Raw genomic sequence first — 25,038 nt, 5'->3', positions numbered from 1 at the left:
CTAATAAGTTAATTGGTTCCACGACAAAAATAGTTTTTTTTCATTAAAATGTGCCGTTAATCATTTTAATTATATCGTTGGCATTGGCATAAAGTACCAAAGCCAAAAGTAATACCATTCCGGCAATTTGAGCATACTCCAGAAATTTTTCTCCGGGCTTGCGTCCGGTTATCATTTCGCCAAATAAAAACATTACGTGTCCACCGTCCAGTGCCGGAATTGGCAGGAGGTTCATAATGGCCAGAATGATTGAAATAAACGCTGTCATATTCCAGAAATGCGCCCAGTCCCATGAAGAAGAAAAGATGCTTCCAATGGTTGCAAATCCACCCAACGATTCGTATGCTTTTGTTTCTTTTTTGAAGAACAGTTTAAACTGTTTCAGGTAATTTCCGGTAGTTTGAACACCACGATCGATACCTGCTGGAATCGACTCAAGAAAACCATATTTTATGGTTTTGAACTCGAACATATCTTCAGCATTATTAAAAGCCGGATTAAATCCGAGTTTCCCTTCTTCATTTACCGTTAGCGTTTTAGTCATATGCTGACCGTCGCGGGTAATATCGATCGCAATTTCCTGATCCTTCTTCGACTCTAAATAGCTGGTAAACTGATCGTAATAATCAAACGATCTCCCATCAACATTTCCTAAAACATCGCCTACCTCGAGACCTGCTTGTTGTGCCGGAAAATCTTTTGCCAAACGTCCGATCTGAATATCGTAAGGAAAACGTTCTTCCCAAATACCTTTGCTTTTTAGCAACAGCGCCAGATCTTCGCCTGTAATCTGCACATCAACCTTTTGCCCGTCGCGCTCTACCTGAACGGTTTTAGCGCCATCTAAAACAATGGTTGGTACAATTTTGCTGAACTGCTCGATATATTGATTATCAACGGTAAGAATTTTATCGCCTGTTTCAAATCCAAGTTGCTTACCGGTTTCGTTCACAACAACGCCGTATTTTACATTCTCGGTGGGCAGGTATTGTTCGCCCCAGGCATAAAGCACACCAATGTAAATTACCATTGCAAAAATGAAGTTCATTAAAACTCCACCAACCATAATCAGCAAACGTTGCCAGGCCGGTTTTGCACGAAATTCCCATGGTTGAGGCGGAAGTTTCATCGCTTCCTTGTCCATCGATTCATCGATCATTCCCGAAATTTTCACGTAACCACCAAGTGGCAACCAGCCAATTCCGTATTCAGTTTCGCCCTTTTTCATTTTAAAAAGCGAAAACCATGGGTTAAAAAAGAGGTAAAATTTTTCTACGCGGGTTTTAAAAAGTCGGGCGAACATAAAGTGTCCCGCCTCGTGTAAAACCACTAATATTGAAAGGCTTAAAAGTAATTGCGCTGTTTTAATTAATATCGACTCCATTAAATTCTTCTAAATTTTGTTTTCTGTTAACAACTGTGCCACCGTTCTTGTTTCGTTGTTGGTCTCAATTAAATCATTGAGTGTTGGCTGATTAACAAAATCAACCTTGTTCATGGCCTGTTCTATTATTTCGGGCATTTGTAAAAAGCTAATTTTTCGTTTTAAAAATGCCTCAACAACTATTTCATTTGCAGCATTTAAAATACAGGGCATATTTCCGCCCTTTTCCATTGCCGCAAAAGCGAGTGCAAGGTTACGAAAAATTTCTGTATTTGGCTGTTCAAAATGCAAACTAGGGTAATCTAAAAAGTTGAAACGCGGGAAGTTATTTGCAATTCTGTTCGGAAATCCCATGGCATATTGTATGGGCAACTTCATATCGGGCAAGCCCATTTGCGCTTTCATCGAACCATCTTCAAACTGAACGATGGAGTGAACGATTGACTCGGGATGAACGATAACATCGATTTTTGAAGCAGGCAAACCAAAAAGCCAGTGCGCCTCAATTACCTCGAATCCTTTGTTCATAAGCGTTGCCGAATCGATGGTGATTTTTGCTCCCATATCCCAGTTGGGGTGCGCCAAAGCATTATCAACCGTAACATGCTGCAAATCGTCGAGTGTTTTTCCACGGAACGGACCGCCGGAACAGGTAAGGTAAATCTTTTCAATCGGATTCATAAACTCGCCCACCAAACATTGGAAAATGGCCGAGTGTTCCGAATCAACCGGCAACAGGTCGACCTGTTTTTCGCGCGCTGCTTTTGTTATAATTTCGCCGGCAACAACCAGCGTTTCTTTATTTGCCAGTGCAATTGGTTTTCCGGCATTTACGGCGTTATAAGTCGGAATCAATCCGGAGTAACCAACCATGGCAGTCAACACCAAATCAACAGTATCCATTTCCACCACCTGGTTTAATGCCTCTTCTCCGGCATAAACTTTTATATCTTCATCCTCAAGGGCACCGCTAACCAGTTGGTATTTCTCCTTGTTGGCGATAACCACCACATTGGGCTGAAACTTTTTTGCCTGCTGAATGAGCAGTTCCACGCTGTTATTTGCTGTTAAAACCTCAACTTCAAACAATTCGGGATTTTGCTCAATAACCTCGAGCGCCTGGGTTCCTATGGATCCGGTAGATCCAAGAATTGCTATTCTTTTCTTCATCTTAAAAGTCAATGTACTGTTCCGGATCAAGTGCGATTCCATCGTGCCACAACTCAAAGTGCAGGTGCGGCCCACTTGATAATTCTCCTGTGTTTCCGATTATGGCAATCGCCTCGCCGGCTTTTACTGTCTGCCCGGTTTTTTTCAATAATTCGGCGTTGTGTTTATACACCGAAACCAAATTTGCTTCGTGCTGAATATAGGCAACGTAGCCTGTTTCGAGTGTCCAGCCGGCAAAAATTACCGTTCCGTCTAATACCGATGAAATTCGGGCGTTCGGCTCGCTCACCAAATCGACACCAAAATGCTCGGGTGTATTTTTAAAATGCTCGGAGATTACACCTTTTACCGGTACAAAAAAGTGCACCTGGCTTAGCTGCGTGGCATCAGCGTTATCATTTCGGATTGACAGACTCAACTGTTCGGCCAGCAATTTATCCTGAAAAACAGAATCGTGATTGTACTGTTTAAATTCTACCTCATCCTTTTCGATATCGGCTGCGGCCAACTGATCATCTTCGGGTACTTCGCCGGCCATTATTGCCTGAATACCTTTAAAGAACTGATCGCGTTTTGCCAGCTCCTGTTCCAGCGAATCGACTACCAAAGCATTACGCACCAGCATTTGACGGTACTCCGCTTTTGGGTAACCCGGAATATATTCGCGCAATCCGGTAGTTGCAATCAGCAAAATTACCAGTATTACCAAAATCGCCGACGTTAAACTGGTTACAGTAAACACTTTCAGTCGCGAAAGCTTCATGCTCCACACCGACTGAAACGTGGTATCGTTGTAAATGATTAACCGGTATTGATTTTTTAGTTTATCAAAAAACTTCTTCTCTTCCACTCCCCAAAAAATTTTAAGGCTACAAATTTAGCAAGAATTGAGACATAGCCCTGCCGTTTAGGTATTTTTAACCAATTGATTGATAACGAACGGATTTTGCAGATTATCTATTGTTCAACCGGATAGCAAATTCGGGTTAACCATTTTGCCGGATCGGGTTCCTGTTGCGGATCGGTAAGGTAAATTTCCATTGGCGCACTGGCTAGGTTAAAACCATGTGCTTCTACCCATTTTTGTAGGGCAATGTGTCCTTCCTGCAAATTACTGTAGTCGCCATAAAAATCGAGGCAAGCACAAGTTGTGGTAGGGAAAGTAGCCACTTTCACGGTTCTGTTTCCTTCAACATCGGCATCGATCGGGATGCCACATTCCAAATCAATATTTTCCTCATCCATCAGATGGTAAAGGGCAAAAGGCATTCCGGCCATTTCAATTTCCTTTTGCGCCAGAAAACGGCTTATCTCGCTGTACATTTCACTCATTTCGCGGCTAACTTCAATAAAAGGTACTGTTTCGCGAATACCTGCATAGGTCATTTCTTTAACCTCGTCGAGCAATATTACCTGCTCATTCTCTTTCTCAATTACCTGGCAAAGTGCCTTTAATTTTACCAGTCCATTGTCGAAATCGGTTCCCATACTTTTTTTCATGAGTAAGCCGACCCAACGGGCAAAAGGATTATTCCCAACATCATAAGTCAGTGTCCAGTCAACTGTGGTTCCCCCGTCTTTTTCTGCAAGATTAAAACTACTTAAAGCCTCTCCGCGCTCCATAAAATCGAGCAAAACGGAAACTTTGCTTAACGGTTCTGCCTTAATAATCTCGATGGTTGCACTGCTTTCTTTGGTTTTATTTCTCCAGATATAGCCGCCGCCCACACCAATTCCGTGGTTAATGTATTCTACACTATCGTTTTCGCCAATTCGTTTCCACGGCGACCAATTATCCCACTGGTGCAAATCAACAATTTGTGCATACACGGTTTTTGTCGGGGCCTGAATATCAGTGCTCCGCTCAACTACAACCGTTTTGGGCAAAAAATAAGCGATGGCAACAAACAGCGCTCCCCACAACAAAACCCACATAATAATTCGGACAAATCGGCTCATATCAATTTTTTATTTTCAATATAATGTAATTCGTGTAATTCAGATAGCATTTCAAATACAAATGTTAAAACCGGACCAAAATTTACAGGAAAGTTAAAAGTGCTCCTGTAAATTGACCTAATAATTAAAGTCTATAATGTCTTCCTTTCTGTTAAACCGAAGGACAAAAGAGATATAAATCACGTTGTCAAGTATTTTGAAAAACTATATTTGCACAAATTTTTTGAATAGAACAATTAATAATATGATGAGAAAATTAAATCTGATACTGTTGATATCGATCTTCATGGTTGGTTCGGCAGTTGCAAAAGAAGGAATGTGGCTTCCTTCGCTTATTCACAAACTGAACATTAAAACCATGCAAGATATGGGCTGCGAATTGAGTGCTGAAGATATTTACAGCATCAATCAATCGAGCCTGAAAGATGCGATCGTAGCACTCGACCGCGGATCGTGTACTGCCGAAGTAATTTCGAAAGACGGGTTGTTGTTAACCAACCACCACTGTGGTTTTGGCGAAATTCAGCAACACTCGAGCGTTGAGCACGATTACCTGCAAGATGGTTTCTGGGCTATGTCGAAAGACGAAGAACTTCCTAACCCGGGAAAAACAGTTACTTTTCTTCTTTCGGTTGAAGATGTTACCGCCAAAGTTTTAGCCAACGTTACCGATGATATGAGCGAAGGTGAGCGCGCGCAAAAAATCGATGAAGCCACCCGCCAGTTGGAACGTGAAGCAAAAGGTGATACACATTACGAAGTTTACATCAGAGACTTTTTTAATGCCAATCAGTACTTCCTGTTCGTTACCGAAACGTTTAAAGATATACGTTTGGTAGGAGCACCTCCGCAAGCGTTGGGTAAATTTGGTGGCGACACTGATAACTGGATGTGGCCTCGCCACACCAACGACTTCTCGATGTTCCGCATTTATTGCGCTCCTGATGGAAGCCCTGCAGAATATTCGGAAGACAATGTTCCTTACCAGCCAAAACACCACTTGCCAATTTCGTTAAAAGGCGTAAAAGAGAACGACTTTGCCATGGTATTTGGATACCCGGGAAGCACCAACCGTTACAAAACATCGTGGGGAATTGACTACACCATGAAAGTAACAAACACTGCACGTATTGTGGCTCGCGAGAAAAAACTGGAAATTATTTCTGACTATATGGCTACCAGCCAAAAGGCAAAAATTCAGTACGCGTCGAAACATGCCAGCAGTGCCAACTACTACAAAAATGCGATCGGACAAAATGAAGCGTTGACTAAACTGGGTATCATTGCTCAGAAACAAGAGCTGGAAAAAGAATTTACCAATTGGGTAAATGCCAATGCCGAAAGAAAAGCAAAATACGGCGAAGCACTTCCTTTAATCGAAGGATCGTATCAGGATGTTGAGGCCGAAAAAGCAATGTCGTACGCTGCTGAAGCACTGTTGCGCGGACCCGAAATTTTCATGTTTGCTTACCGTGCAAATCAATTGGCAGATCTGTTGAAAAAACCTGAAGAGAACAAAGATAGAATTGCGGCATTCGCGGCAAGATTAGAAGGAACTTTAGACGGTTATTTCAAAGATTACGATGCTGCTACTGATGAAAAAATCGTTGCTGCGCTGATGAAAATTTATGCCGACAACAACTCATCGAAATATTATCCTGCATTCTATTCTGAAATTCTGAACAAATACAAAGGCGACTACGAAAAGTACACCGCAAAAATGTTTCAGAAAACAATTTTCGACAGCAAAGAAGAATTGGCTGATTTCCTCGAAAATCCAACGCTGAAAGTGCTGGAGAAAGATATGGCTTTCCAGGCAGCTGTCGACATTTTTGATATGTACCGCTCAACATCGATGGGATTACAGGCAGGTAACGAGAAATTACTGAAAGGTAGAAGATTGTTTGTTGCCGGTTTGATGGAAATGCAACCTGACAAAAAATTCTACCCGGATGCCAACTCAACCATGCGTTTAACTTACGGAACTGTAATGCCTTATGATCCGCGCGATGGTGTAACGTACAAATATTACACAACCACCGACGGTTACCTTGAAAAAGAAATTCCGGGTGATTACGAGTTCGACGTTCCAAAACGAATGAAAGAGCTGCTGTTGGACAAAGACTTTGGCGAGTATGCCGATGCTGACGGTAAATTGCACACTTGTTTTATCACCGACAACGATATTACCGGTGGTAACTCTGGAAGTCCTGTTATTAACGGTAAAGGCGAACTGATCGGTATCGCTTTCGACGGAAACTGGGAAGCCATGAGTGGCGACCTTGATTTTGAAGAAAACCTGCAGCGCTGTATTAACGTTGACATCCGTTTTGTTCTTTGGGTAGTTGATATTTACGCCGGAGCACAAAACCTGATTGATGAAATGACAATTATTCGCTAAGCGAACTAAAGATATTCATTGAAAACCTCGTCAATTTTGGCGGGGTTTTTTGTTTACCTTAATTAGAAGTAACGCTTTTCAATAAGCTTACCCAAAACATTGTTTGCTTATTTAGAATAATACTCCCTATTTTGTAATCAAAATACAAATCAACAAATGGCTCGTCCAAAAATTACGATATACACCGATGGTGCAGCCCGCGGAAACCCGGGTAACGGAGGCTACGGAATTGTGCTGCTTTCGGGACCTCACCGCAAAGAACTTTCGGAAGGTTTTAAACATACCACCAATAACCGAATGGAGTTGCTGGCGGTAATTGTGGCACTGGAATCGCTGAAGATTGAAGGCTGCGATGTTACCATTTACACCGACTCGAAATATGTTGCCGATGCGGTTGAAAAAGGATGGGTGTTTAATTGGGTGAAGAAGCGTTTTAAAGGCAAAAAAAATCCCGATCTTTGGATGCGTTTTCTCGAGATTTATAAAAAGCATGTAGTTAAGTTTGTTTGGGTAAAAGGCCATGCCAACAACCCGCTTAACGAACGATGTGATGAGCTGGCGGTTGAAGCCTCGATGAAACCAAATCTTTTAGTTGACGAAGGTTATAAACCGGAATAATTTCAAATGAAACGTCTAAGTTTGGTATTGCTTCTTTTTACTTTTATTTCTTGTCAAAAAGAAGTTGAGCCGGATAACAAAATGGAAACCATAAAATATATAGAAAGAGCAAGCGGGGAAATTAAAACCGAAAATGTTCCCGGCGAAGGAATGCTGAAATGGTTGTACACATCGGCAACCGGCAATGCTGCTCTGAACGTGTTGGTTAAACGCAAAATTGTTTCGGCAATGGGCGGTTGGTACATGGATTCCAAACTTTCGGCAAAACGCATCCCTAATTTTGTAAACGAACACCACATAAATTTAAACGAATGCGAATTCAGCGACATTAAGCATTATAAAACCTTCAACGAATTTTTCTATCGTAAGCTAAACCCGGATGCTCGCCCATTGGGAGAAGGTGTTGTTTCTCCGGCCGACGGCAAGATTCTGGCCTTTCAATCGATGAAGGATGTTCCGTCGTTTTTTATAAAAGGCTCTGAATTTAATTTGCAGACCTTCCTTAACGATGAAAGTCTGGCACAGAAATATGAAGCGGGAGCAATGGCCATTATTCGCTTAGCACCGGTTGATTATCACCGCTATCATTTCCCGGCTTCGGGCAAAGCTTCTGAATCGGTTAAAATTAAAGGACATTATTATTCGGTTTCGCCACTTGCATTGCGCGGCAGCCTGAAGATTTTCTGCGAAAACAAACGCGAACACTGTACACTTTCAACTGAAAACTTCGGCGATATTTTGATTGTTGATGTGGGCGCAACTATGGTTGGTAGTATTATTCAAACCTACGGGGCCGGAACAAAAGTTGAAAAAGGAGACGAAAAGGGCTACTTCGCTTTTGGCGGCTCAACATTGGTTTTGCTCTTCGAAAAAGGAACGATCGCGTTTGACGCCGACCTGATTGAAAACACAAAAAAAGGGATGGAAACCACCATCCGGATGGGCGAACAAATTGCCTTTTTGTGATTTATTGAGCAGGTGACTCCAAGTCACCCGCTCAATAACAGACTACCGTTTAAAATGCCACCGACAAACGTATTCCCGGATAAACATTTTTAAAGAAGTCGTTGAAATAAAGTTCAGGTTTAATCATAAATGTATTGTTGATCTTCTTGTTCACCGACACTCTAAAGGTGTTGTCTTTAAAGAAGTCGTTGTTGCGTTTTACCAGGTAACCCACTGAAAAGCCATACCATTTATCCTGCCCCGTAACATCCGAAAAATTGTGTTCCCAAGCCAGCGAAACGAAGTGATTGAGTTCAAAAAACTTGTTGTCGTTCGACTCGGAGAAATCGTACATCATACTGTAATCAATGGCGTACAGATTTTTGAACATTCCTTTTTTGCTAAACGAAACACCCAGTCTGAAATTGACATCCGAAACAAAAGTATTCTTAATCCAGCCCGATCCGATTCCTCCTGAAATGATAAGCATATCAAGATTTTTTTCAGCGTTGCTTTGGTAGTAAGCTTTCACCTGGTCATCTCGCAAATCGAGCCAGGCAATGATTCCTTTCTTGTACTTTTCGCCGTACTCCTTTTTCAGGAAATCCTCGCTTTGTTGTGCTTTCTTATCAAATTCATCGGAGAGAAAAAAGTCAAGATCATTCAAATCGTCGACAAAGATTTTCATTTCCATGGCGCGATAGGAAAAGTAAATGCAGTAGCGGCCAAAGTCTTTTTCAAAAGTGGTTCCATCGTCGAAAACCACCAGGCTTTTGGTATTCCTTTTGCTACGCGACAACTCAATCTCTTTGAAATTCCACACCCACATATCTTCGCCCTGGTCACGAAATGCAATGGTGATCATTTCATCATCGGCCGGTGGCACAACAGTCATTTCGGCCAACACTTTTTGTATCTGTTCCACCCTGCCCTGCATGCTCATTTTGTGTGGCGTTTTTTTCACGGCATTGGTACTGGCCACCTCAATCAGCATTTTGTCGAATTTATACCGAACCGTGTCGGCTTTAAAATAGCCATCCATTGCCGATGCTGAAAATGCCAGCGAAAGAAAAAGAAAAATTGTAATAATTGTTTTCATGGTTTACTTGTTTATCATTTTTTGAATATCGTACTGTTCAGGTTATTTCGGTTCTCGATAAAGTTTTTCTGGAACACTTTCATTTCCATTTCCGGTGACTTAACCGACGGTTTTTGTTGCGGCCCTAACTCTACGCGCTCGCTTTTTAGCTCAAAAGGATTTGCAGACTGAGGAAGCTCCGTGCTTTCAGATGCTGCATGGTTTTTTAGAGCAAGCAATTCCTCATTTAGCGTTTGTATTTCAGCTTTAAAAGCAGCATTTACATTTTGTAGTGCTTGCATTGAATCAATTGCATCCTCATAGTTTTTCTGCCATTTAATTGTTTCATCAGGAACATCCTTTTCCACCACCCTGTCGCGGTAAACCACCTTCTCTTTTTCAACCACCTGCACCTCGGTTCGTACTTGTGCAGGAACGGTTTGCAATGAGTCGACCAGTAGCTGCAATCGTGTAATTTCGTGCTTTACATTTTCCATTTCTGCACGTTGTTTTGCCCGGTTGTTCAGCGAAGCAACAACGCCCAACGTAAGCAATAAACCCAGAAAAACCGCGGCAATTCTCCAGAATGCGGCCACTCCTTTTCTTCCGTTCATTTCAGAATCGAGGCGGCTCCACATTTGCTCTTTTCCGGCGAACGATGTTTTTTTATCGTTCGACTCGATAGCCTTTTTTATTCTATGTTCCAGATTGTCCATAATCCTGTGCGAGTTTCTTTTGTAAAAATTTGCGTGCTTTAAAAAATTGCGACCGCGATGTGCTTTCCGAAATTCCCAACACCTCGGCAATCTCTTTATGCGCATAACCATCCACAGCATTCATTAAAAACACGGTTCGGTATCCATCCGGCAATTCATTTACCAGGTCAATCAGCGCTCCGTCGTCCATCTCCTCAATCCAACTGGTTTCGTGTCGTTCTTCGTCCAGCGTTTCCACTTTATAAAGGGTGCTCAGTTCCTTTCGCCTGTCCATCAGCGTTTGGTTAATAACAATGCGCGTTAACCACCCTACCAACGCCGGCTCGTTGATGTATTCAAACTCAGGCAACTTGGTATAGATCTTCATAAAAGCCTGAAAAAGCGCGTCCTCTGCCAGTTCATCATTAGCAGCATAACGCCGGGCAACAGCAAACAAGCGGTCGACATATTTATCGAACAGCAGCTTCTGAGCCCGCCGGTCGCCCTTTTTTACTTTATGAATTACTTTTTCGAGTTGCACTTGAATTGTTTGCTTTCAACTTTAAAATGCAAGGTAAATGAAAAACGTTGCCTGAAGGGTAAAAAAAACGTTTAATACCTCTTTTGACGAACGTACTGACTACGATGCTCCACTTCTGAGTTGGGCGGTAATCGTACAAACTACGATGCTCCACTTTTGAGTTAGGCAGCAATCGTACAAACTACGATGCTCCACTTCTGGGTTGGACAGCAATCGTACTGACTACGATGGCCAAATTCTTGGGTAGGCAACATTCGTTATGGTAACGATGCCTCACTCCTTAGATTGGCATTGATTGTTTTCGTAATACCAATAACAGTCTATTTATCTTGAGTATTTAAAATTCAAGCGCAAGTTGTTCATCCAACAAACGAAAGGTCATCCGATGGTATTTGGTTGCACCATGTTCTTTTATCGCCGCACGATGTTTTTTTGTTGGGTAACCTTTGTTCTTTTGCCAATCGTAATAGGGAAATTCCTGGTGAATCTCTGCCATATAATCGTCGCGGTAGGTTTTTGCCAGTACTGATGCTGCAGCAATGGAATAAAATCGTCCGTCGCCTTTAATCATACAGGTGTACGGAATTTTGCTTTTTGTTCGGAAGCGGTTACCATCTATCAGCAAATGTTCCGGAACCGTTTGTAGCTTTTCAACCGCCCGGTTCATGGCCAAAAACGAAGCATTCAGAATATTTACCTCATCAATTTCCTTGTTGTCGACCGCAACTACTGCCCACGCCAGCGCCTGCTCTTCAACAATCGGACGCAACTGGTAACGTTGTTTTTCAGTCAATTTTTTGGAGTCATTCAGCAGCTCATTCTCAAAGTCGGCCGGAAGAATTACCGCGGCGGCAAATACGGGCCCGGCCAAACAGCCCCGTCCGGCTTCGTCGCAACCGGCTTCAATGGTATTCTTATTATAAAAGGGAAGTAGTTTTTGTTTATTCATGAAACGGCCAAATTGACAAATTGTTAAACTGATAAATTGTTTTTAACTGCAACTGAAAACTGTTACTGTAGACTCTTTTCAACGCTCATCCACAGCAAACGCGCGGTTTCGTCCCAACTAAATTTATTTTTCTGTAGATATCCCTTTTCCACCAGTTCTGTTCGCAAATCGACGTCTTTGTGCAACTTAATCATCGCATCGGTAATCTGATCGATTTTTAACGGGTCGGCATACAATACGGCGTTGCCACCAACTTCGGGAATCGATGTAGTATTGGAACAAATTACCGGAACACCGGCACTCATGGCCTCCACCACCGGAATTCCAAAACCTTCGAAAAACGGAACAAAAGTAAGCGCCATTGCGGCCCCAAAAATGTCGTGCAGATCGGCTGTTGTTACCCGCCCCGTAAACACCACATCATCTTTATGGCGCATATTTTCGTAGGTTTCAAAAATATCTCCCGTTTTATGCATTTCGCCGCCAACAATTACCAGTTTTGTTCCATCGGCAACCACACTTTTAAAGGCATCAAAAGCCTTTAGCAAACCACAAACATTTTTCCGCGGATGCAAGGCTCCAACGAACAGAAAATATTCAGCGCCCTTGGTAAACATGGAGCGCACCTTCATTTTATCCTCTTCCGAGATGGGCTCAAAAATCTGGTTAATTCCGTCGTAAACCACGTCAATTTTGTCGTAGTCTACTTTAAACGAACGGGTAATATCTTCTTTTGAATAAAACGAAACCGTGGCGATCCGTTTAGCCAGCTGGGCAAATCTCGGAAAATAATGATTGTAATATTTAGCTTTTAGCCAAGGCAAATCATCGGGACGGTGCACAAAGTTAATGTCGTGAATTACGCCCAACTGCGGCACTTTTGTGCGTTGCGAAAGATAACCATCGGGCGAAAGAAAAAGATCGGCTTTGTATTTTTTCAGAATCCTTGGTATCCGAAATTCAAACCAAAGATACCACAAAACCGGGTGGCGTGTTGGTGGTCCAACAACTACCGGCGTAACATTTTCGGCAAAAATATAATCCTGATTGTACGGCCTGTCGAATATGAAAATAAACTCATGTTCAGGATGATTTATCGTCATCCTTTTTAGCGTTTCATAAGTAAACCAGCCTATTCCCTCAAGCTTCCCTTTTATTAATAAACGAGTATTTACGGCAATAACCATAAGTGCTGTCGATTTTTCGTAAATGTACAAAGTCTGTTCAAATATTTGTTACTTTTAAGCGTTCAAATTCTAGGTACTATTCAAGAAACACGGTGTTTTGAAACGCAAATTTGTAACCAACCTGATATTATTACTTTTCCTGAATCTGCTGATAAAACCTATCTGGATTTTTGGTATCGACAGGACGGTGCAAAACACTGTTGGCGACGAGACTTTTGGTCTGTATTTCGCGTTGTTCAACTTCTCGATGTTGCTTAATATTTTGCTCGATGTTGGGATTACCAACTACAACAACCGCAACATTGCACAGCATAACTTTTTGTTGCCAAAGCACCTTTCCAATATCATTGGATTGAAGGTAGTTTTGGCTGTTGTTTATGCCGTTTTCAGCTTAGGAATTGCGGCCATTATCGGGTACAACAATATTCAGTTTCACCTGCTGTTCTTTTTGATATTTAACCAGTTTCTGATCTCTTTCACGCTCTATTTAAGGTCCAATCTTAGCGCCCTGCATCTATTCCGCACCGATAGTTTAATATCGGTTTTAGACCGAAGTATCATGCTGGTTTTATGTGCTATTTTAATTTTCACATCGTGGACAAACATCCAATTTTCAATTGAATGGTACGTTTACGTGCAAACCATTGCTTATGTGCTGACTGCTGTAACAACTTTTGTTGTAGTGCTTGCAAAATCGGGGCGCATAAAATTGCGGTTCGACCTTTCCTTTTTCCGGGTATTTCTTCGGAAGTCGTATCCCTACGCACTGCTCATTTTGCTGATGTCGTTTTACAACCGAATTGACTCTGTAATGCTGGAGCGCTTGCTTCCGAATCCCATCGGTAAAGAACAGGCCGGTATTTATGCACACTCCTTTCGTTTGCTGGATGCCGTATCGATGTTCGGATTGCTTTTCGCCGGATTGTTGCTCCCCATATTTGCTAAAATGATCAAACAAAAAGAGCATGTCGGACAGATGGTGAAGCTTTCTTTTACACTTTTAATTGTGCCGGCAATTATTATTGCAGTCTCGAGTATCTTCTACGATAACGAGATTATGGGAGCTTTATACACGTCAAGCACTGAGCATTCTTCCGGTATTCTGGGAGTACTGATGACCGGATTTATTGGCATTGCCTGTACCTATATTTTTGGCACTTTGCTAACTGCCAATGGCAGCATGAAACAACTGAACATTATGGCTTTTTGCGGAATGGTGTTGAATATTGTGCTGAACCTTGTGCTAATTCCGCGATTTATGGCTTACGGCTCGGCATATGCCAGTTTATCAACGCAGCTGTTCACCGGATTTACCCAACTTGCCCTTGCCCTTTTCATTTTTAAGATAAAACCTCAGATTTCTTACATCCTCCAGCTAGTGCTTTTTACCGGAGCAATAGTTGTTGTTGGGGTGGTTTCGAAACAAATCGGTCAGTGGTTTTACGGCTACCTGGCAATGCTGGCCGGCTCGGCAATTTTGGCGGTCTTGTTTAAGCTTTTTAACTTAAAAGATCTCTATCAGATCATTCGGTATGAAAAGGAATAATCCATCGATTGAAGAATTAAAAAACGGAGACGACTACGAACTTCTGGCAGAACTGGAACATGATGAGATTAAATCGTTTGTGCTGTCGCAACTGGAAAAAGGTGGTTGGCTTGTAAAGGGATTTATGGTGTATCAGGCAACAATGGTTTTGTTGGGTTTATTCATCATTACACGGGCAGTGGTTTTTAGTTTTAAAGGTATGCACGAGCCACTTTGGTACAGCATCGCAGCTATCGTTTTTTGTGTAACGCTGCTTGTTATCATTCATGAATTGCTGCATGGAATTGCCATAAAACTAACCGGATCAAAAAATGTGAGGTATGGGGCGTATTTTAAGAAGTTTATCTTTTATGCCGAAGCCGACCGCCATGTTTTTAATCGCAGTCAGTTTACCTTTGTTGCACTTGCTCCGCTGGTAGTTGTCAAACTAATCACACTTGCCGGGATTATTATCTTTTTTAGTCATCCGCTCGTTTATGCATTTACACTTATAATGTGCATCCATAGTTTGTTCTGCGCCGGCGATATCGGCTTACTTTCCGTGTTCCATAACACACAATCAGAGGTATTTACATTTGATATTAAAGAAGAGCGAAAAAGCTATTACTTCAGAAGGAAGTAAAAATTAGGGCAAAAAAAAAGGCAGCTTCTACAAGCTGCCTCAAAGCCATGAAAACAATTAAACAATGTTCAGAAAACAGAAAACTAGAAACAATTAAATAGTCATTATATCTTCTTCCTTGGCTTCCACCAAGGCGTCGATCTTCTTACCAAAATCATCAGTCATTTTTTGCACTTCCGCTTCCGCGTCTTTCTCGATATCCTCCGACAAACCTTCTTTTAAAAGTTTCTTAAGACTATCGTTCGAATCTTTTCGTGCACCGCGAACGCTTACTTTTGCGTTTTCGCCTTCCTGATGGGCTTGTTTTACCAAACCTCTTCGTCTTTCTTCAGTCAGTACCGGAATATTAATTCGAATAATCTCGCCGTTGTTATCCGGGTTCAATCCCAGATTTGCATTTTGAATTGCTTTCTCAATTTCCGGGATCAAATTCTTTTCCCATGGTTGAACTGCAATTGTTCGTGCATCAGGTGTACTTACGTTAGAAACCTGACTTAGTGGCGTTTGACTACCATAATATTCCACATGAACTCCATCCAACATGGCCGGATTTGCTTTACCTGCACGGATGTGAACTAATTCCTTCTCAAGGTGTTCAACGGCAGCTGCCATTTTCTCTTTACAATGATCTAAAATAAATTCTACTTCTTCTTGCATCGGTATAACACTGTCTATCCAACTGTGGACTGTCAGCAAATATAGAAAAAATATAAATTCCCAAAAATTTTTTAATCAATTTATTCCTATTTCAAATAAAATGAGCTTAGCTATGAACCAAAGTTCCAAGATCTTCACCACCCATAACTCGCTGTAAACTACCCTTTTGGTCCATATTGAAAACATAAATCGGCAAATTGTTTTCTTTACACAATGTGGTAGCCGTAAGATCCATTATTCGGAGGTTCCGATTATAAATTTCGTCGAAACTGATTTTATCGAACTTGGTGGCTGTTTTATCCTTTTCCGGATCGGCCGTATAAATACCGTCAACGCGGGTTCCTTTTAGCATTACATCGGCTTCAATCTCGATTCCACGAAGCGCACTTGCAGTATCGGTAGTGAAGTACGGATTACCGGTTCCGGCTGAGATTATTACCACCTCGCCATTTTCCAAAGCCTCAACAGCTTTGTCTTTCGAGTAGAATTCGCCTACAGGCTCCATACGGATAGCCGTTAGAACTTTCGATTTGATTCCCTGACCAACCAGGGCCGAGTTTAAAGCCAGGCTGTTTATTACTGTTGCGAGCATCCCCATTTGGTCGCCTTTTACACGATCGAAACCTTTGGCCGCCCCGCTTAATCCGCGAAAAATATTACCGCCGCCAATTACAATTCCAACCTGTACTCCCGATTTTACAATCTCTGCAATCTCTTCGGCGTAATCACCTAATCGTTGCTGGTCAATTCCGTATTGTTGATCACCCATCAACGATTCGCCGCTGAGTTTTAGTAGAATGCGTTTGTATTTTGCCATGATTATTTGCGTTTTTTTGATGCACAAATATAGTATAACCACTTTGAAAAACCGGAATCCGGCTGCAGTTTCGTGGTTTCTGGAACTAAAAAAGCCACTTGCGTTTTGCAAATGGCTTCAAAAAACTCTGTGCTGTCTAATCAATTACCCTTCGCAGTGGTAATTAAATACTCATAAAAAAACTGCTTTTCTGAACAGCTGCGAAAATTGCGTTTTTTACATGCCGAAAACATGACAAAAATCAATACTCGTCGGCGGCCGAACCCGGCCGATTTACTGCTTTTAAGTGAATTTGGATAAAATAAACGAAACCCTAATTGAAATTGTTAGGAGAACAAAAAATGTTAGCGTTTTCAGATTTTCCCTTGCAGATCGTAACTTCTTAAAAAAGATCAAAAAGCTATTCGATTCTACCTATCGAATATTAATTACCCATAGAATCAAACGATGAAGCACGGACTAAATAATCTCTATCCCCTGATTTTTACACAGTTCCACCGACATTTCACTCAGTTTGTATTTTTGGATCTTACCACTGGCTGTCATCGGGAATCCATCAACAAAAAAGATGTATTTCGGAATTTTAAAACGGGCAATATTTCCGCGGCAGAAATCAACAATCTCTTCCTCGGTTAGCGATGCTCCCTTTTTCAGTTTAATAAAGGCACCAACAGCCTCGCCATATTTTTGGCTTGGGACACCGGCCACTTCAACCGCTTCGATTTGCGGCAAACGATACAGGTAATTTTCAATCTCGCGCGGGTAGATATTTTCGCCACCGCGCACAATCATGTCTTTTATGCGGCCTGTAATTTTATAGAATCCATCTTCGGTTTTTACTGCCAGATCGCCCGAGTGCAACCACCCTTCTTTATCGATTACTTTTGCAGTTTCTTCCGGATTGTTGTAATAACCTTTCATTACATTGTAACCACGACAACAAATTTCACCCTGTTCTCCCTGCTTACATTCTTCACCGGTTTCTGGATCTACAATTTTTACCTCAACATTCGGAAATTCGAAACCAACTGTGGTCGACCGAACTTCAACCGAATTATGCGTACGCGTTGCCGTCATTCCTGGCGAACTTTCGGTTAATCCGTACACAATAATAATGTCTTTCATATTCATTTTATCCATCACCTGGCGCATGGTTTCGATGGGGCAAAGTGCCCCCGCCATAATTCCTGTGCGCAGCGACGACAGATCAAACATATCGAACATCGGATGATTCAGCTCGGCAATAAACATGGTTGGCACCCCGTAAAGCGCCGTACATTTTTCCTTTTGTACGGATGCCAGCACCAGCAGCGGATCAAAATCTTCTGTGAATACCATTGTGGCTCCGTGCGTAACAATGGAACAGACGGCCAGCACGCATCCAAAACAATGGAACAGCGGCACACAAACCAGCAAACGATCGTCTTCGGTGTATTTCATGCACTCGCCGGTAGCAAATCCGTTATTCAGAATATTGTGGTGCGAAAGCATTACACCCTTCGGGAAACCCGTCGTTCCCGAGGTGTATTGCATATTCACCACATCGTGGCAATTGAGCCCAAGTTTTACGCTTTCCAGTTCCAGATCATCGATGTGGCTTCCCAGCAACATCAACTCATCGGTACTGTACATTCCACGATGTTTTTGCTGACCAATAAATCCTACATTTTTTAGTTGCGGGAACTTTTCAGATTTCAGTTTACCACGTGGCTGTGATTTTAGTTCGGGCACCAGCTCAAACACCATTTTCACATAATCGCTGTCGCGATAACCGTCAACAATAAAAAGCGAATTTATATCGGCATTTTTTAAAATGTATTCCAGCTCCGATAATTTGTAATTGGTATTTACCGTAACCAGAATTGCCCCGATTTTGGCTGTAGCAAACATCAGCGTTGTCCAGTCGGGAACATTTTTTGCCCATACACCTACTTTGTCACCCGGCTTTATACCGATAAAAAGCAGACCTTTTGCCAGGCGGTCTACCCGTTCGTTAAACTGCTTATATGAAAACCGCAGGTTACGATCGGGATAAACAATAAAATCTTTGTCTGGTGTTTCGAAGGCCCATTTTTCAAGTATATTTCCTAAGGTATAATCAAGTAGCTGCATGTAAATATTTTTAAATTATACGGGTGTGTAAACCACTGCAAGAATTTTTGCGGCTTGTTCGCCGGCTGCGTGAATATTGTGGGCAACAACCGAATCAAGATAGATGGTATCGCCTTTTTTTAAGAGGTACACTTCCTTTCCGTAATTGATCTCAATACTTCCTTCGAGCACGTAGATAAACTCTTCGCCTTCGTGCGACGACAGTTTATAATCCGACTCTTCAGCAGGTTCTATTTCAACCAAAAACGGCTCCATATGTCTTCCGGATTTTGCCTGTGCCAGCGAGAAAAAGTTGAGGTGCTCGCGAGTACTTTCGTCTTTGGTAGAAAAGCTCAGGCTTTCTTCAGCTTTGCCTGCATTTACCAGAGCCGGACCAATGGTTTCCTGGTCGTCGAGGAAGGTACCGATTCGAACGCCCATGGCGCGCGATATTTTAATTAGCACTCCTAACGAAGGAACATTCCCCTCGTCTTCAATCAGCTGCAACTGGGCTTCATCCAAGTTAGCCTGTATTGCCAAATCACCGCGCGAGAGTTGCCTGAACTCACGAAACTCCTTGATTTTATTACCAATCTTTTTCCGGTTTTTCATACGATTAAAATTGTTTTTTATTAAGGTATCGTATGGAACTCGCACGTATCAAATTATCCCTTAGGGTGTAATTATTTTACATGCTTGTTTCATCTTATTTATTTATTGCTTTATGGTCTAAGATGGAACTCGCCCCGAACTTCCGAGACTCGTTTCATAAGACGTTTGATTACGACGTAAAAATAACAGTTTGAATGAAATGTAAAAATGACGCTAATTACTATTTTGCTAATCGTCCGCTTTTTGAAACTAAAGTTGCACGGCAGCGTTGGTTCACAGCAATAAAAAAAGGTGCCCAAACGAGCACCTTTTTTTGTATTTCAATTTTGCTTTTGCAAATATTATCAAGGCTTTACTGCCGAATTAACTGATCCATTTAATGAATCGGAAATCCTGGCGGTGTGGCAGTTCCGGATGTTTCGCGTACAAACGGAAACTGTAAGCGAACGATCCCGGATGATCTGGTAAAATGGAGTGTTTGTAACAACATCCTGTACCTTCACATTTTTCTGGAGCAAATTCTATTGTTCGTACAATTTTTTCCTGTCCGTCGTCATCACTTTCTGTAATTACCAACTCTAAACCAACATCCTCGGGCTTCAATCCTTTAAGATCAACCGAAACTTTTACCGGATACTCGTCGCCCATAATCATGGTATGCGCAATTCCGTCGATAATTTCGATGTTTTTCACTTCAATTTCATCCCATTTTGCGGCAACTTTTTCTTTCCATGCAGCCAATTCTTTTGCCAGTTTAAAACCGTCGGCTTTCACTTTCTGAGTGCGTTCATACTGCGGATTGTAATAACGATCCTTGTAGTCGCGCATCATTCGCGATGTGGTAAAGTCTGGCGACACATTTGCAATGGTATTTTTCACATATCCTACCCATTTTTCAGGAACATCGTACTGGTTGCGATCGTAGTATGCCGATACAACTTCCTCTTCTAAAATATTGTAGATGGTTTCAGCATCCAGCTCATCCTGGAAATCCTGAACATCGTAAGCGCGCTCTGCAGGCAGTGCCCAACCGGCATCTTTCTGGTAACCTTCAACCCACCAGCCGTCGAGTACCGAGAAGTGCAACGTTCCGTTCATTACGCCTTTTTCACCACTGGTTCCCGATGCTTCCAACGGACGGGTTGGTGTGTTCATCCAAACGTCAACACCTTGTAACAGCATTTTTGCCAGGTTCATATCGTAATTCTGAACGAAAAGAATTTTACCGCGGAACTCAGGACGTTTTGATACTTCCACAATGTGTTTGATCAAGTCCTGACCAGCCTGGTCGGCCGGGTGCGCTTTACCTGCAAAGATAAACTGCACCGGACGCGCCGGATCGTTTACGATCTTTGCCAACCTGTCGAGGTTGCGGAACAACAAATGTGCACGTTTATAAGTGGCAAACCTTCGGGCAAAACCGATGGTAAGCGTATTTGGATTCAATTTTCCAAGAATCTCGGTAATCAACTTCGGATTCTCCGAACGTTTGATCCAGTTATCAGAAAAACGCTGTTTAATGTAGTTGATCAGTTTTTGACGCAACTTTTTACGCAGCTCCCAAATTTCGTGATCAGGAACATTGTAAATGTTTTTCCAAACATCAAAATCCAACTGATTGGCTGGAAACTGCTCGCCAAAATATCGTTTATGAATGTCTTTCCACTCTTGCGCTGCCCACGTTGGATAGTGAACACCGTTGGTTACATAACCAATCTCCAGCTCTTCTTCAAGATAACCCTGGTAAAGATTTTTAAGAACGGCCTTACTTACATCGCCGTGCAACATACTAACGCCGTTAATTCCCTGCGACAGGTTGCTGGCCAGATAACTCATGTTAAAGTGGTCTTCCTCGGCACGTGCTTTACCCAACATTTCAAAGTTCTCCCAGCTTAAACCAAGCTTTTCAGGATAGAAATCCATGTAATGACGGAACAGATCGTTGTGGAACGAATCGTGACCCGCCGGAACAGGTGTATGTGTAGTAAATACGGTTGATGCATTTACCACTTCTTTCGCTTCGGCATACGACAGTTTTTCTTCTGCCATCATGTTGGCAATACGCTCAATGCCAATAAACGCCGCATGGCCTTCGTTACAGTGGTAAACGTCTGATTTGTATCCCAGTTTTTTTAATGCCTGAATACCACCTAAACCGAGTAACATTTCCTGTTTCAGTCGGTTTTCGTTATCGCCGCCATATAAATGGTGCGTAACAAAACGATCGGCATCGCTGTTTTCGTGATGGTCGGTGTCGAGTAAGAACAGTTTCACCGATCCGATATTGGTTTGCCAAACACGGCCAATTACCGTTCTTCCCGGATATTGCACTTCAACTCTCACCCATTCGCCATTGGCATCAAGCGCCGGCTGAACAGGAATTTTAGAGAATTGCTGAGCATCATAAATGGCCATCTGCTCTCCGTGCAAATTCAGGTTTTGTTTAAAATAACCATAACGATACAGCAAACCTACGGCAACAAGATTTGTCTTCATATCGCTGGCCTCTTTCAGGTAGTCGCCGGCAAGAATACCTAGACCTCCCGAGAATATCTTTAAGCTGTCGTGCAATCCATACTCCATACTGAAATAAGCAATCTCCGGCCCGGCCAGATTCTTTCTTTCTTCGAGATATTGATTGAACTTCGCATTTACTTCGTGCATGCGGGCTAAGAACATTTCATCGTTTTCCAGCTCTTTAAAACGATTGTAGCTCACCTGGTCGAGCAAAACAATTGGGTTATGAGCGCACTCTTCCCAAATTTCCGCATCTATTTCCTGAAACAATTCGCGTGCTTCAGTATTCCAAACCCACCACAGGTTTTTTGAAAGATCGCGCAGTGGTGAAAGACTTTCCGGAACGTTAGATTCTACAATAATCCTTTTCCATACCGGCTCTCCCACTACCGGGTTTTTTATAAATTTTTTCTCTTCCATTTTCTTCTTGTTTTATTAATTACAAACTATGCCCGGCGGGCAAGCTGATCGCTCTAACTTGCTTAGAACGAGCTGCAAAATTAAATTATCATTTCAACAAATTGTTTGTTCTATAATTATCGTTAAGTGAATTTAATGTTGGCGATAAATAGCCTATTTCTTTTTTCGTGAAGCCGTTTTTTGCTTTTTTGCTTTTTGCAAGCGGAGCAAATCGGCTTCCATTCTTTTAATTTTTTCTTCTTTTTCTTCCAGCATTCGATGAAGCGAAGCAATTTCATTTTCCACTTCACTTTCGGGAACGTGTGTATTTAAACGGATTTTAAAATCGCTCAGCACATTCATATAATTGATAAAAGCCTCGTAAGGCGAATCGAAATGGCTGTACGATTTATGCGGATCACCACCGGCAAAAAACTTAGTCGACATATAAAAAAAGTGATCACTTGCCTGCAGGTAATTCCAATCCTTTTGAAGATCGGCGTCGGTACACCGGGCCATTTGATCTTTCATAGCATACAATTTTTCAAAGGCCTCTTTTTGCATCTCGTTTCCAAGCCAGGCGCTAAGGTCGCGCTCTTCGTCGCTCCAGGAAATTGGATGTGGAACACTAACAACCGAAATCGGCTGAAGTTCATCAACTGCTTCTGAGGGAGTTGCAAATTTTAGCTTATCGCTTTTTACGATCTGTTCGGCCAAGGCTTTTAAAAAATCGAATATTCCAGCTTCTTTTGGCTGACGGGCTCCGAACGAATCGTAACCCATAAACAGGTTTATTACCTCTTCTTTTTCGCCAACATGTTCCAGCCAACTCACATATTTTTCTGCTGTTAAGGGGTATTTATCCCAGTTTTCATCCGAGAAACGAAATCCAATATCGTCGCTCAGTTTATAGTTGCGCATTAATACTTTTAAGCGCGGATTAATGGCATTTACATACAGAAAATCCGGACTTTTCCATCCCAGCACGTGTTTAGCTCCTTCGGTTAACATGGCCGAATAACCCAGCTTTGCCACTTTTTCCCCGATTTCGTCGGAGTAGATCATTTCGGTATTTCTGAAAACACGTGGCTTCTGTCCGAATAATCGGAATATCTGATCATCGTGCTTTTTCACCTGGTCGGTAAAAGCATGTATATCTTTTAACGAGCTTAATGAATGCGAGTAAGTTTCGGCTAAAAACTCAACACAACCTGTTTTTGCCAGTTTCTGAAACGACTCAATAACTTCGGGCGCATAAAGCTCAAACTGCTCTTGGGCCACGCCGGTTATCGAAAAGGCCACTTTAAACTTACTGCCCAGTTTTTTCGCCAGCTCAAGCAACAATTTATTGGCCGGCAAATAACTTTTGTCGGCGATATTTCGGATAATGCTTTCGTTCGAATAATCGTCGTAATAATAGTGGTCGTTACCGATGTCGAAAAAACGGTAGCGACGATGCCTGAACGGTTGATGTATTTGAAAAAACAAACAAATTGATTTCATAGTAACTGGGTTAATGTTCTTGCAAGGTACTCTCGTAAACTTTTCTCACTTCGTTGGCCGAGTGTGTCCACTTCAATTCTTCCACTTCGGTTTTTCCGGCACTTTTAAAATGCTGTGCCAAAGAGGAATAATTCAAAACACCATAAATCGCATCGGCCATTGCATAAGTATCCCAAAAATCGATTTTTATGGCATGTTTTACTATTTCCGACACCCCCGACTGGTTGGATATAATTACCGGAACATTTAACTGCATGGCTTCAAGCGGAACAATTCCGAAAGGTTCCGACACCGACGGCATAACAAACACATCGGTCATGCTAAAAAGATCGTTCACATCGTTTCCTTTCAGAAAACCGGTAAAATGAAACTTATCGGCGATGCCAAGCGCTGCTGTTCGCGCAATCATTTCGTTCATCATATCGCCGCTTCCGGCCATAACAAAACGTGCATTTTGCATTTTTTTCAGTACCAGGTTGGCAGCTTCAACAAAATAGCCGGGGCCTTTTTGCATGGTTATCCGTCCTAAAAAAGTAACCACTTTATCGTTAACGCCTTTTGGCGGCAAAGTTCCTTTTTCTTTATTTACCGACTCCACCGCATTATAAACGGTAACCACTTTCTCGGGCGGAATTCCGTACTTATCGATTACCATTCTTCGGGTAAGATTGCTCACTGCAATAATTTTATCGGCAGCCTCCATTCCTTCGCGCTCAATGGCATAAACTCTGGGATTTACATCGCCTCCGCTCCTATCAAAATCAGTAGCGTGCACATGAATAACCAAAGGTTTTCCGGTGGCCCTACTGGCAGCAATTCCTGCCGGATAAGTGAGCCAATCGTGCGCATGAATGATGTCGCAGGGATTATCTTCCGCAATTAAACGGGCCACAAGCGCGTAATCGCGAATTTCTTTTAACAGATCGGGGCCGTAGCCTCCGCTGAATTCTATTTTTGAGTTTTCGTCGGTTTCAACAAATTTTGTCTGGCCCGAGTAACGTTTGCTTTTTAGTGTCCAGAATTCATCTTCGGTAACATACGGAAGAATGGGCGAATCTACTTCGAGGTATTCCATTGTTTTTCCGCCCTCATCAAAAGTAAAGGTCGTTCGGTTTACGGGAATTGTATTGGCTCCAACCAGCTTCATTCGCGACGGATTTTCGTCGCCAAAAGCCTTAGGAACCACAAAAGTTACGTCGACATCTTCAATCTCCGCCATTCCTTTTGTAAGCCCGTAACAGGCTGTCCCCAATCCACCGGAGATATGGGGAGGAAATTCCCATCCAAACATTAATACCTTCATCTAATCTTCTAATTTTCCGGTTGCAACCAAAATCAATCGACTTT

The 25,038-nt window shown here is 42.2% G+C and carries 21 protein-coding genes; 5 read left to right on the top strand and 16 right to left on the bottom strand.

Annotation, left to right across the window (positions count from 1 at the left end; translation table 11 throughout):
• Positions 1–43 precede the first annotated feature (43 nt).
• The 4 genes from rseP to QZ576_RS05650 form a co-directional block, all read right to left on the bottom strand.
• On the bottom strand, positions 44–1,384 hold the full coding sequence (gene rseP, locus QZ576_RS05665) for an RIP metalloprotease RseP (protein WP_297094947.1): 1,341 nt from the start codon (positions 1,382–1,384) through the stop codon (positions 44–46).
• A gap of 9 nt (positions 1,385–1,393) precedes the next feature.
• Positions 1,394–2,554, bottom strand: a complete 1,161-nt coding sequence (locus QZ576_RS05660; protein WP_297094945.1) for a 1-deoxy-D-xylulose-5-phosphate reductoisomerase — start codon at positions 2,552–2,554, stop codon at positions 1,394–1,396.
• Position 2,555: 1 nt separating this feature from the next.
• On the bottom strand, positions 2,556–3,404 hold the full coding sequence (locus tag QZ576_RS05655) for a M23 family metallopeptidase (RefSeq protein ID WP_297094943.1): 849 nt from the start codon (positions 3,402–3,404) through the stop codon (positions 2,556–2,558).
• A 107-nt stretch (positions 3,405–3,511) separates the two neighbouring features.
• On the bottom strand, positions 3,512–4,513 hold the full coding sequence (locus tag QZ576_RS05650; protein WP_297094941.1) for a GyrI-like domain-containing protein: 1,002 nt from the start codon (positions 4,511–4,513) through the stop codon (positions 3,512–3,514).
• A gap of 244 nt (positions 4,514–4,757) precedes the next feature.
• Here QZ576_RS05650 and QZ576_RS05645 point away from each other — a divergent pair, with 244 nt between their 5' ends.
• The 3 genes from QZ576_RS05645 to QZ576_RS05635 all read left to right on the top strand — a co-directional run bounded on the left by QZ576_RS05645 (position 4,758) and on the right by QZ576_RS05635 (position 8,498).
• On the top strand, positions 4,758–6,914 hold the full coding sequence (locus tag QZ576_RS05645; protein WP_297094939.1) for a S46 family peptidase: 2,157 nt from the start codon (positions 4,758–4,760) through the stop codon (positions 6,912–6,914).
• A 156-nt stretch (positions 6,915–7,070) separates the two neighbouring features.
• Complete coding sequence (gene rnhA / locus QZ576_RS05640) at positions 7,071–7,532, top strand: ribonuclease HI (RefSeq protein WP_297094937.1); 462 nt, start codon at positions 7,071–7,073, stop codon at positions 7,530–7,532.
• 6 nt (positions 7,533–7,538) lie between these two features.
• Positions 7,539–8,498, top strand: coding sequence for a phosphatidylserine decarboxylase (locus QZ576_RS05635; protein ID WP_297094935.1), 960 nt, complete (start codon positions 7,539–7,541; stop codon positions 8,496–8,498).
• A 49-nt stretch (positions 8,499–8,547) separates the two neighbouring features.
• Here the strand turns inward: QZ576_RS05635 and QZ576_RS05630 are convergent, their stop codons facing one another.
• The 5 genes from QZ576_RS05630 to QZ576_RS05610 all read right to left on the bottom strand — a co-directional run bounded on the left by QZ576_RS05630 (position 8,548) and on the right by QZ576_RS05610 (position 12,927).
• Positions 8,548–9,576 carry a hypothetical protein gene (locus QZ576_RS05630; RefSeq protein WP_297094933.1) on the bottom strand — a complete coding sequence of 343 codons (1,029 nt, stop codon included), beginning with the start codon at positions 9,574–9,576 and terminating at the stop codon, positions 8,548–8,550.
• A gap of 14 nt (positions 9,577–9,590) precedes the next feature.
• Positions 9,591–10,271 (bottom strand): hypothetical protein, encoded by a 681-nt coding sequence (locus QZ576_RS05625; protein WP_297094931.1) that lies wholly within the window; start codon positions 10,269–10,271, stop codon positions 9,591–9,593.
• Positions 10,252–10,791: a sigma-70 family RNA polymerase sigma factor gene (locus QZ576_RS05620; protein ID WP_297094929.1), complete on the bottom strand. Its 540-nt coding sequence runs from the start codon at positions 10,789–10,791 to the stop codon at positions 10,252–10,254. Before QZ576_RS05620 ends, QZ576_RS05625 begins: the two co-directional genes overlap by 20 nt.
• Before the next feature lie 337 nt (positions 10,792–11,128).
• A complete protein-coding gene (locus QZ576_RS05615) occupies positions 11,129–11,740 on the bottom strand; it encodes a ribonuclease HII (protein WP_297094927.1) in 612 nt (203 codons plus the stop codon).
• 62 nt (positions 11,741–11,802) lie between these two features.
• Positions 11,803–12,927, bottom strand: a complete 1,125-nt coding sequence (locus QZ576_RS05610) for a glycosyltransferase family 1 protein (RefSeq protein ID WP_297094925.1) — start codon at positions 12,925–12,927, stop codon at positions 11,803–11,805.
• A 97-nt stretch (positions 12,928–13,024) separates the two neighbouring features.
• On the opposite strand from QZ576_RS05610, the gene QZ576_RS05605 reads away from it, so the two are divergent.
• Both QZ576_RS05605 and QZ576_RS05600 read left to right on the top strand, forming a co-directional pair.
• On the top strand, positions 13,025–14,473 hold the full coding sequence (locus tag QZ576_RS05605) for an oligosaccharide flippase family protein (protein ID WP_297094923.1): 1,449 nt from the start codon (positions 13,025–13,027) through the stop codon (positions 14,471–14,473).
• Positions 14,460–15,095, top strand: a complete 636-nt coding sequence (locus QZ576_RS05600; protein ID WP_297094921.1) for a DUF3267 domain-containing protein — start codon at positions 14,460–14,462, stop codon at positions 15,093–15,095. The genes QZ576_RS05605 and QZ576_RS05600 overlap by 14 nt, the downstream gene beginning before the upstream one ends.
• Before the next feature lie 93 nt (positions 15,096–15,188).
• Here QZ576_RS05600 and frr read toward each other — a convergent pair whose 3' ends face one another.
• The 7 genes from frr to QZ576_RS05565 form a co-directional block, all read right to left on the bottom strand.
• On the bottom strand, positions 15,189–15,752 hold the full coding sequence (gene frr / locus QZ576_RS05595) for a ribosome recycling factor (protein ID WP_297094920.1): 564 nt from the start codon (positions 15,750–15,752) through the stop codon (positions 15,189–15,191).
• Positions 15,753–15,858: 106 nt separating this feature from the next.
• Positions 15,859–16,569, bottom strand: a complete 711-nt coding sequence (gene pyrH / locus QZ576_RS05590; RefSeq protein WP_297094918.1) for a UMP kinase — start codon at positions 16,567–16,569, stop codon at positions 15,859–15,861.
• 459 nt (positions 16,570–17,028) lie between these two features.
• A complete protein-coding gene (locus QZ576_RS05585; RefSeq protein WP_297094916.1) occupies positions 17,029–18,681 on the bottom strand; it encodes an AMP-binding protein in 1,653 nt (550 codons plus the stop codon).
• Between the two features lie 15 nt (positions 18,682–18,696).
• The gene (locus QZ576_RS05580) at positions 18,697–19,272 is read right to left on the bottom strand and encodes a helix-turn-helix domain-containing protein (RefSeq protein ID WP_297094914.1); all 576 of its coding nucleotides are present in this window, start codon (positions 19,270–19,272) and stop codon (positions 18,697–18,699) included.
• Between the two features lie 363 nt (positions 19,273–19,635).
• A complete protein-coding gene (gene glgP, locus QZ576_RS05575) occupies positions 19,636–22,209 on the bottom strand; it encodes an alpha-glucan family phosphorylase (protein ID WP_297094912.1) in 2,574 nt (857 codons plus the stop codon).
• Between the two features lie 153 nt (positions 22,210–22,362).
• The gene (locus QZ576_RS05570) at positions 22,363–23,691 is read right to left on the bottom strand and encodes a glycoside hydrolase family 57 protein (protein ID WP_297094910.1); all 1,329 of its coding nucleotides are present in this window, start codon (positions 23,689–23,691) and stop codon (positions 22,363–22,365) included.
• A 10-nt stretch (positions 23,692–23,701) separates the two neighbouring features.
• The gene (locus tag QZ576_RS05565; RefSeq protein WP_297094909.1) at positions 23,702–24,994 is read right to left on the bottom strand and encodes a glycosyltransferase family 4 protein; all 1,293 of its coding nucleotides are present in this window, start codon (positions 24,992–24,994) and stop codon (positions 23,702–23,704) included.
• Positions 24,995–25,038 lie beyond the last annotated feature (44 nt).

The sequence above is a fragment of the uncultured Draconibacterium sp. genome, assembly GCF_913060805.1.
Classification (GTDB): domain Bacteria; phylum Bacteroidota; class Bacteroidia; order Bacteroidales; family Prolixibacteraceae; genus Draconibacterium.
The sequence above is the reverse complement of the archived record's forward strand: the minus strand, read 5'-3'. Positions and strand labels throughout refer to the sequence as shown.

Coding starts and splice junctions, on each gene's coding strand:
- rseP (WP_297094947.1), bottom strand. CDS start 1,384: ATGGAGTCGATATTAATTAAAACAGCGCAATTACTTTTAAGCCTTTCA.
- QZ576_RS05660 (WP_297094945.1), bottom strand. CDS start 2,554: ATGAAGAAAAGAATAGCAATTCTTGGATCTACCGGATCCATAGGAACC.
- QZ576_RS05650 (WP_297094941.1), bottom strand. CDS start 4,513: ATGAGCCGATTTGTCCGAATTATTATGTGGGTTTTGTTGTGGGGAGCG.
- QZ576_RS05645 (WP_297094939.1), top strand. CDS start 4,758: ATGATGAGAAAATTAAATCTGATACTGTTGATATCGATCTTCATGGTT.
- rnhA (WP_297094937.1), top strand. CDS start 7,071: ATGGCTCGTCCAAAAATTACGATATACACCGATGGTGCAGCCCGCGGA.
- QZ576_RS05635 (WP_297094935.1), top strand. CDS start 7,539: ATGAAACGTCTAAGTTTGGTATTGCTTCTTTTTACTTTTATTTCTTGT.
- QZ576_RS05630 (WP_297094933.1), bottom strand. CDS start 9,576: ATGAAAACAATTATTACAATTTTTCTTTTTCTTTCGCTGGCATTTTCA.
- QZ576_RS05625 (WP_297094931.1), bottom strand. CDS start 10,271: ATGGACAATCTGGAACATAGAATAAAAAAGGCTATCGAGTCGAACGAT.
- QZ576_RS05615 (WP_297094927.1), bottom strand. CDS start 11,740: ATGAATAAACAAAAACTACTTCCCTTTTATAATAAGAATACCATTGAA.
- QZ576_RS05610 (WP_297094925.1), bottom strand. CDS start 12,927: ATGGTTATTGCCGTAAATACTCGTTTATTAATAAAAGGGAAGCTTGAG.
- QZ576_RS05600 (WP_297094921.1), top strand. CDS start 14,460: ATGAAAAGGAATAATCCATCGATTGAAGAATTAAAAAACGGAGACGAC.
- frr (WP_297094920.1), bottom strand. CDS start 15,752: ATGCAAGAAGAAGTAGAATTTATTTTAGATCATTGTAAAGAGAAAATG.
- pyrH (WP_297094918.1), bottom strand. CDS start 16,569: ATGGCAAAATACAAACGCATTCTACTAAAACTCAGCGGCGAATCGTTG.
- QZ576_RS05585 (WP_297094916.1), bottom strand. CDS start 18,681: ATGCAGCTACTTGATTATACCTTAGGAAATATACTTGAAAAATGGGCC.
- QZ576_RS05580 (WP_297094914.1), bottom strand. CDS start 19,272: ATGAAAAACCGGAAAAAGATTGGTAATAAAATCAAGGAGTTTCGTGAG.
- glgP (WP_297094912.1), bottom strand. CDS start 22,209: ATGGAAGAGAAAAAATTTATAAAAAACCCGGTAGTGGGAGAGCCGGTA.
- QZ576_RS05570 (WP_297094910.1), bottom strand. CDS start 23,691: ATGAAATCAATTTGTTTGTTTTTTCAAATACATCAACCGTTCAGGCAT.
- QZ576_RS05565 (WP_297094909.1), bottom strand. CDS start 24,994: ATGAAGGTATTAATGTTTGGATGGGAATTTCCTCCCCATATCTCCGGT.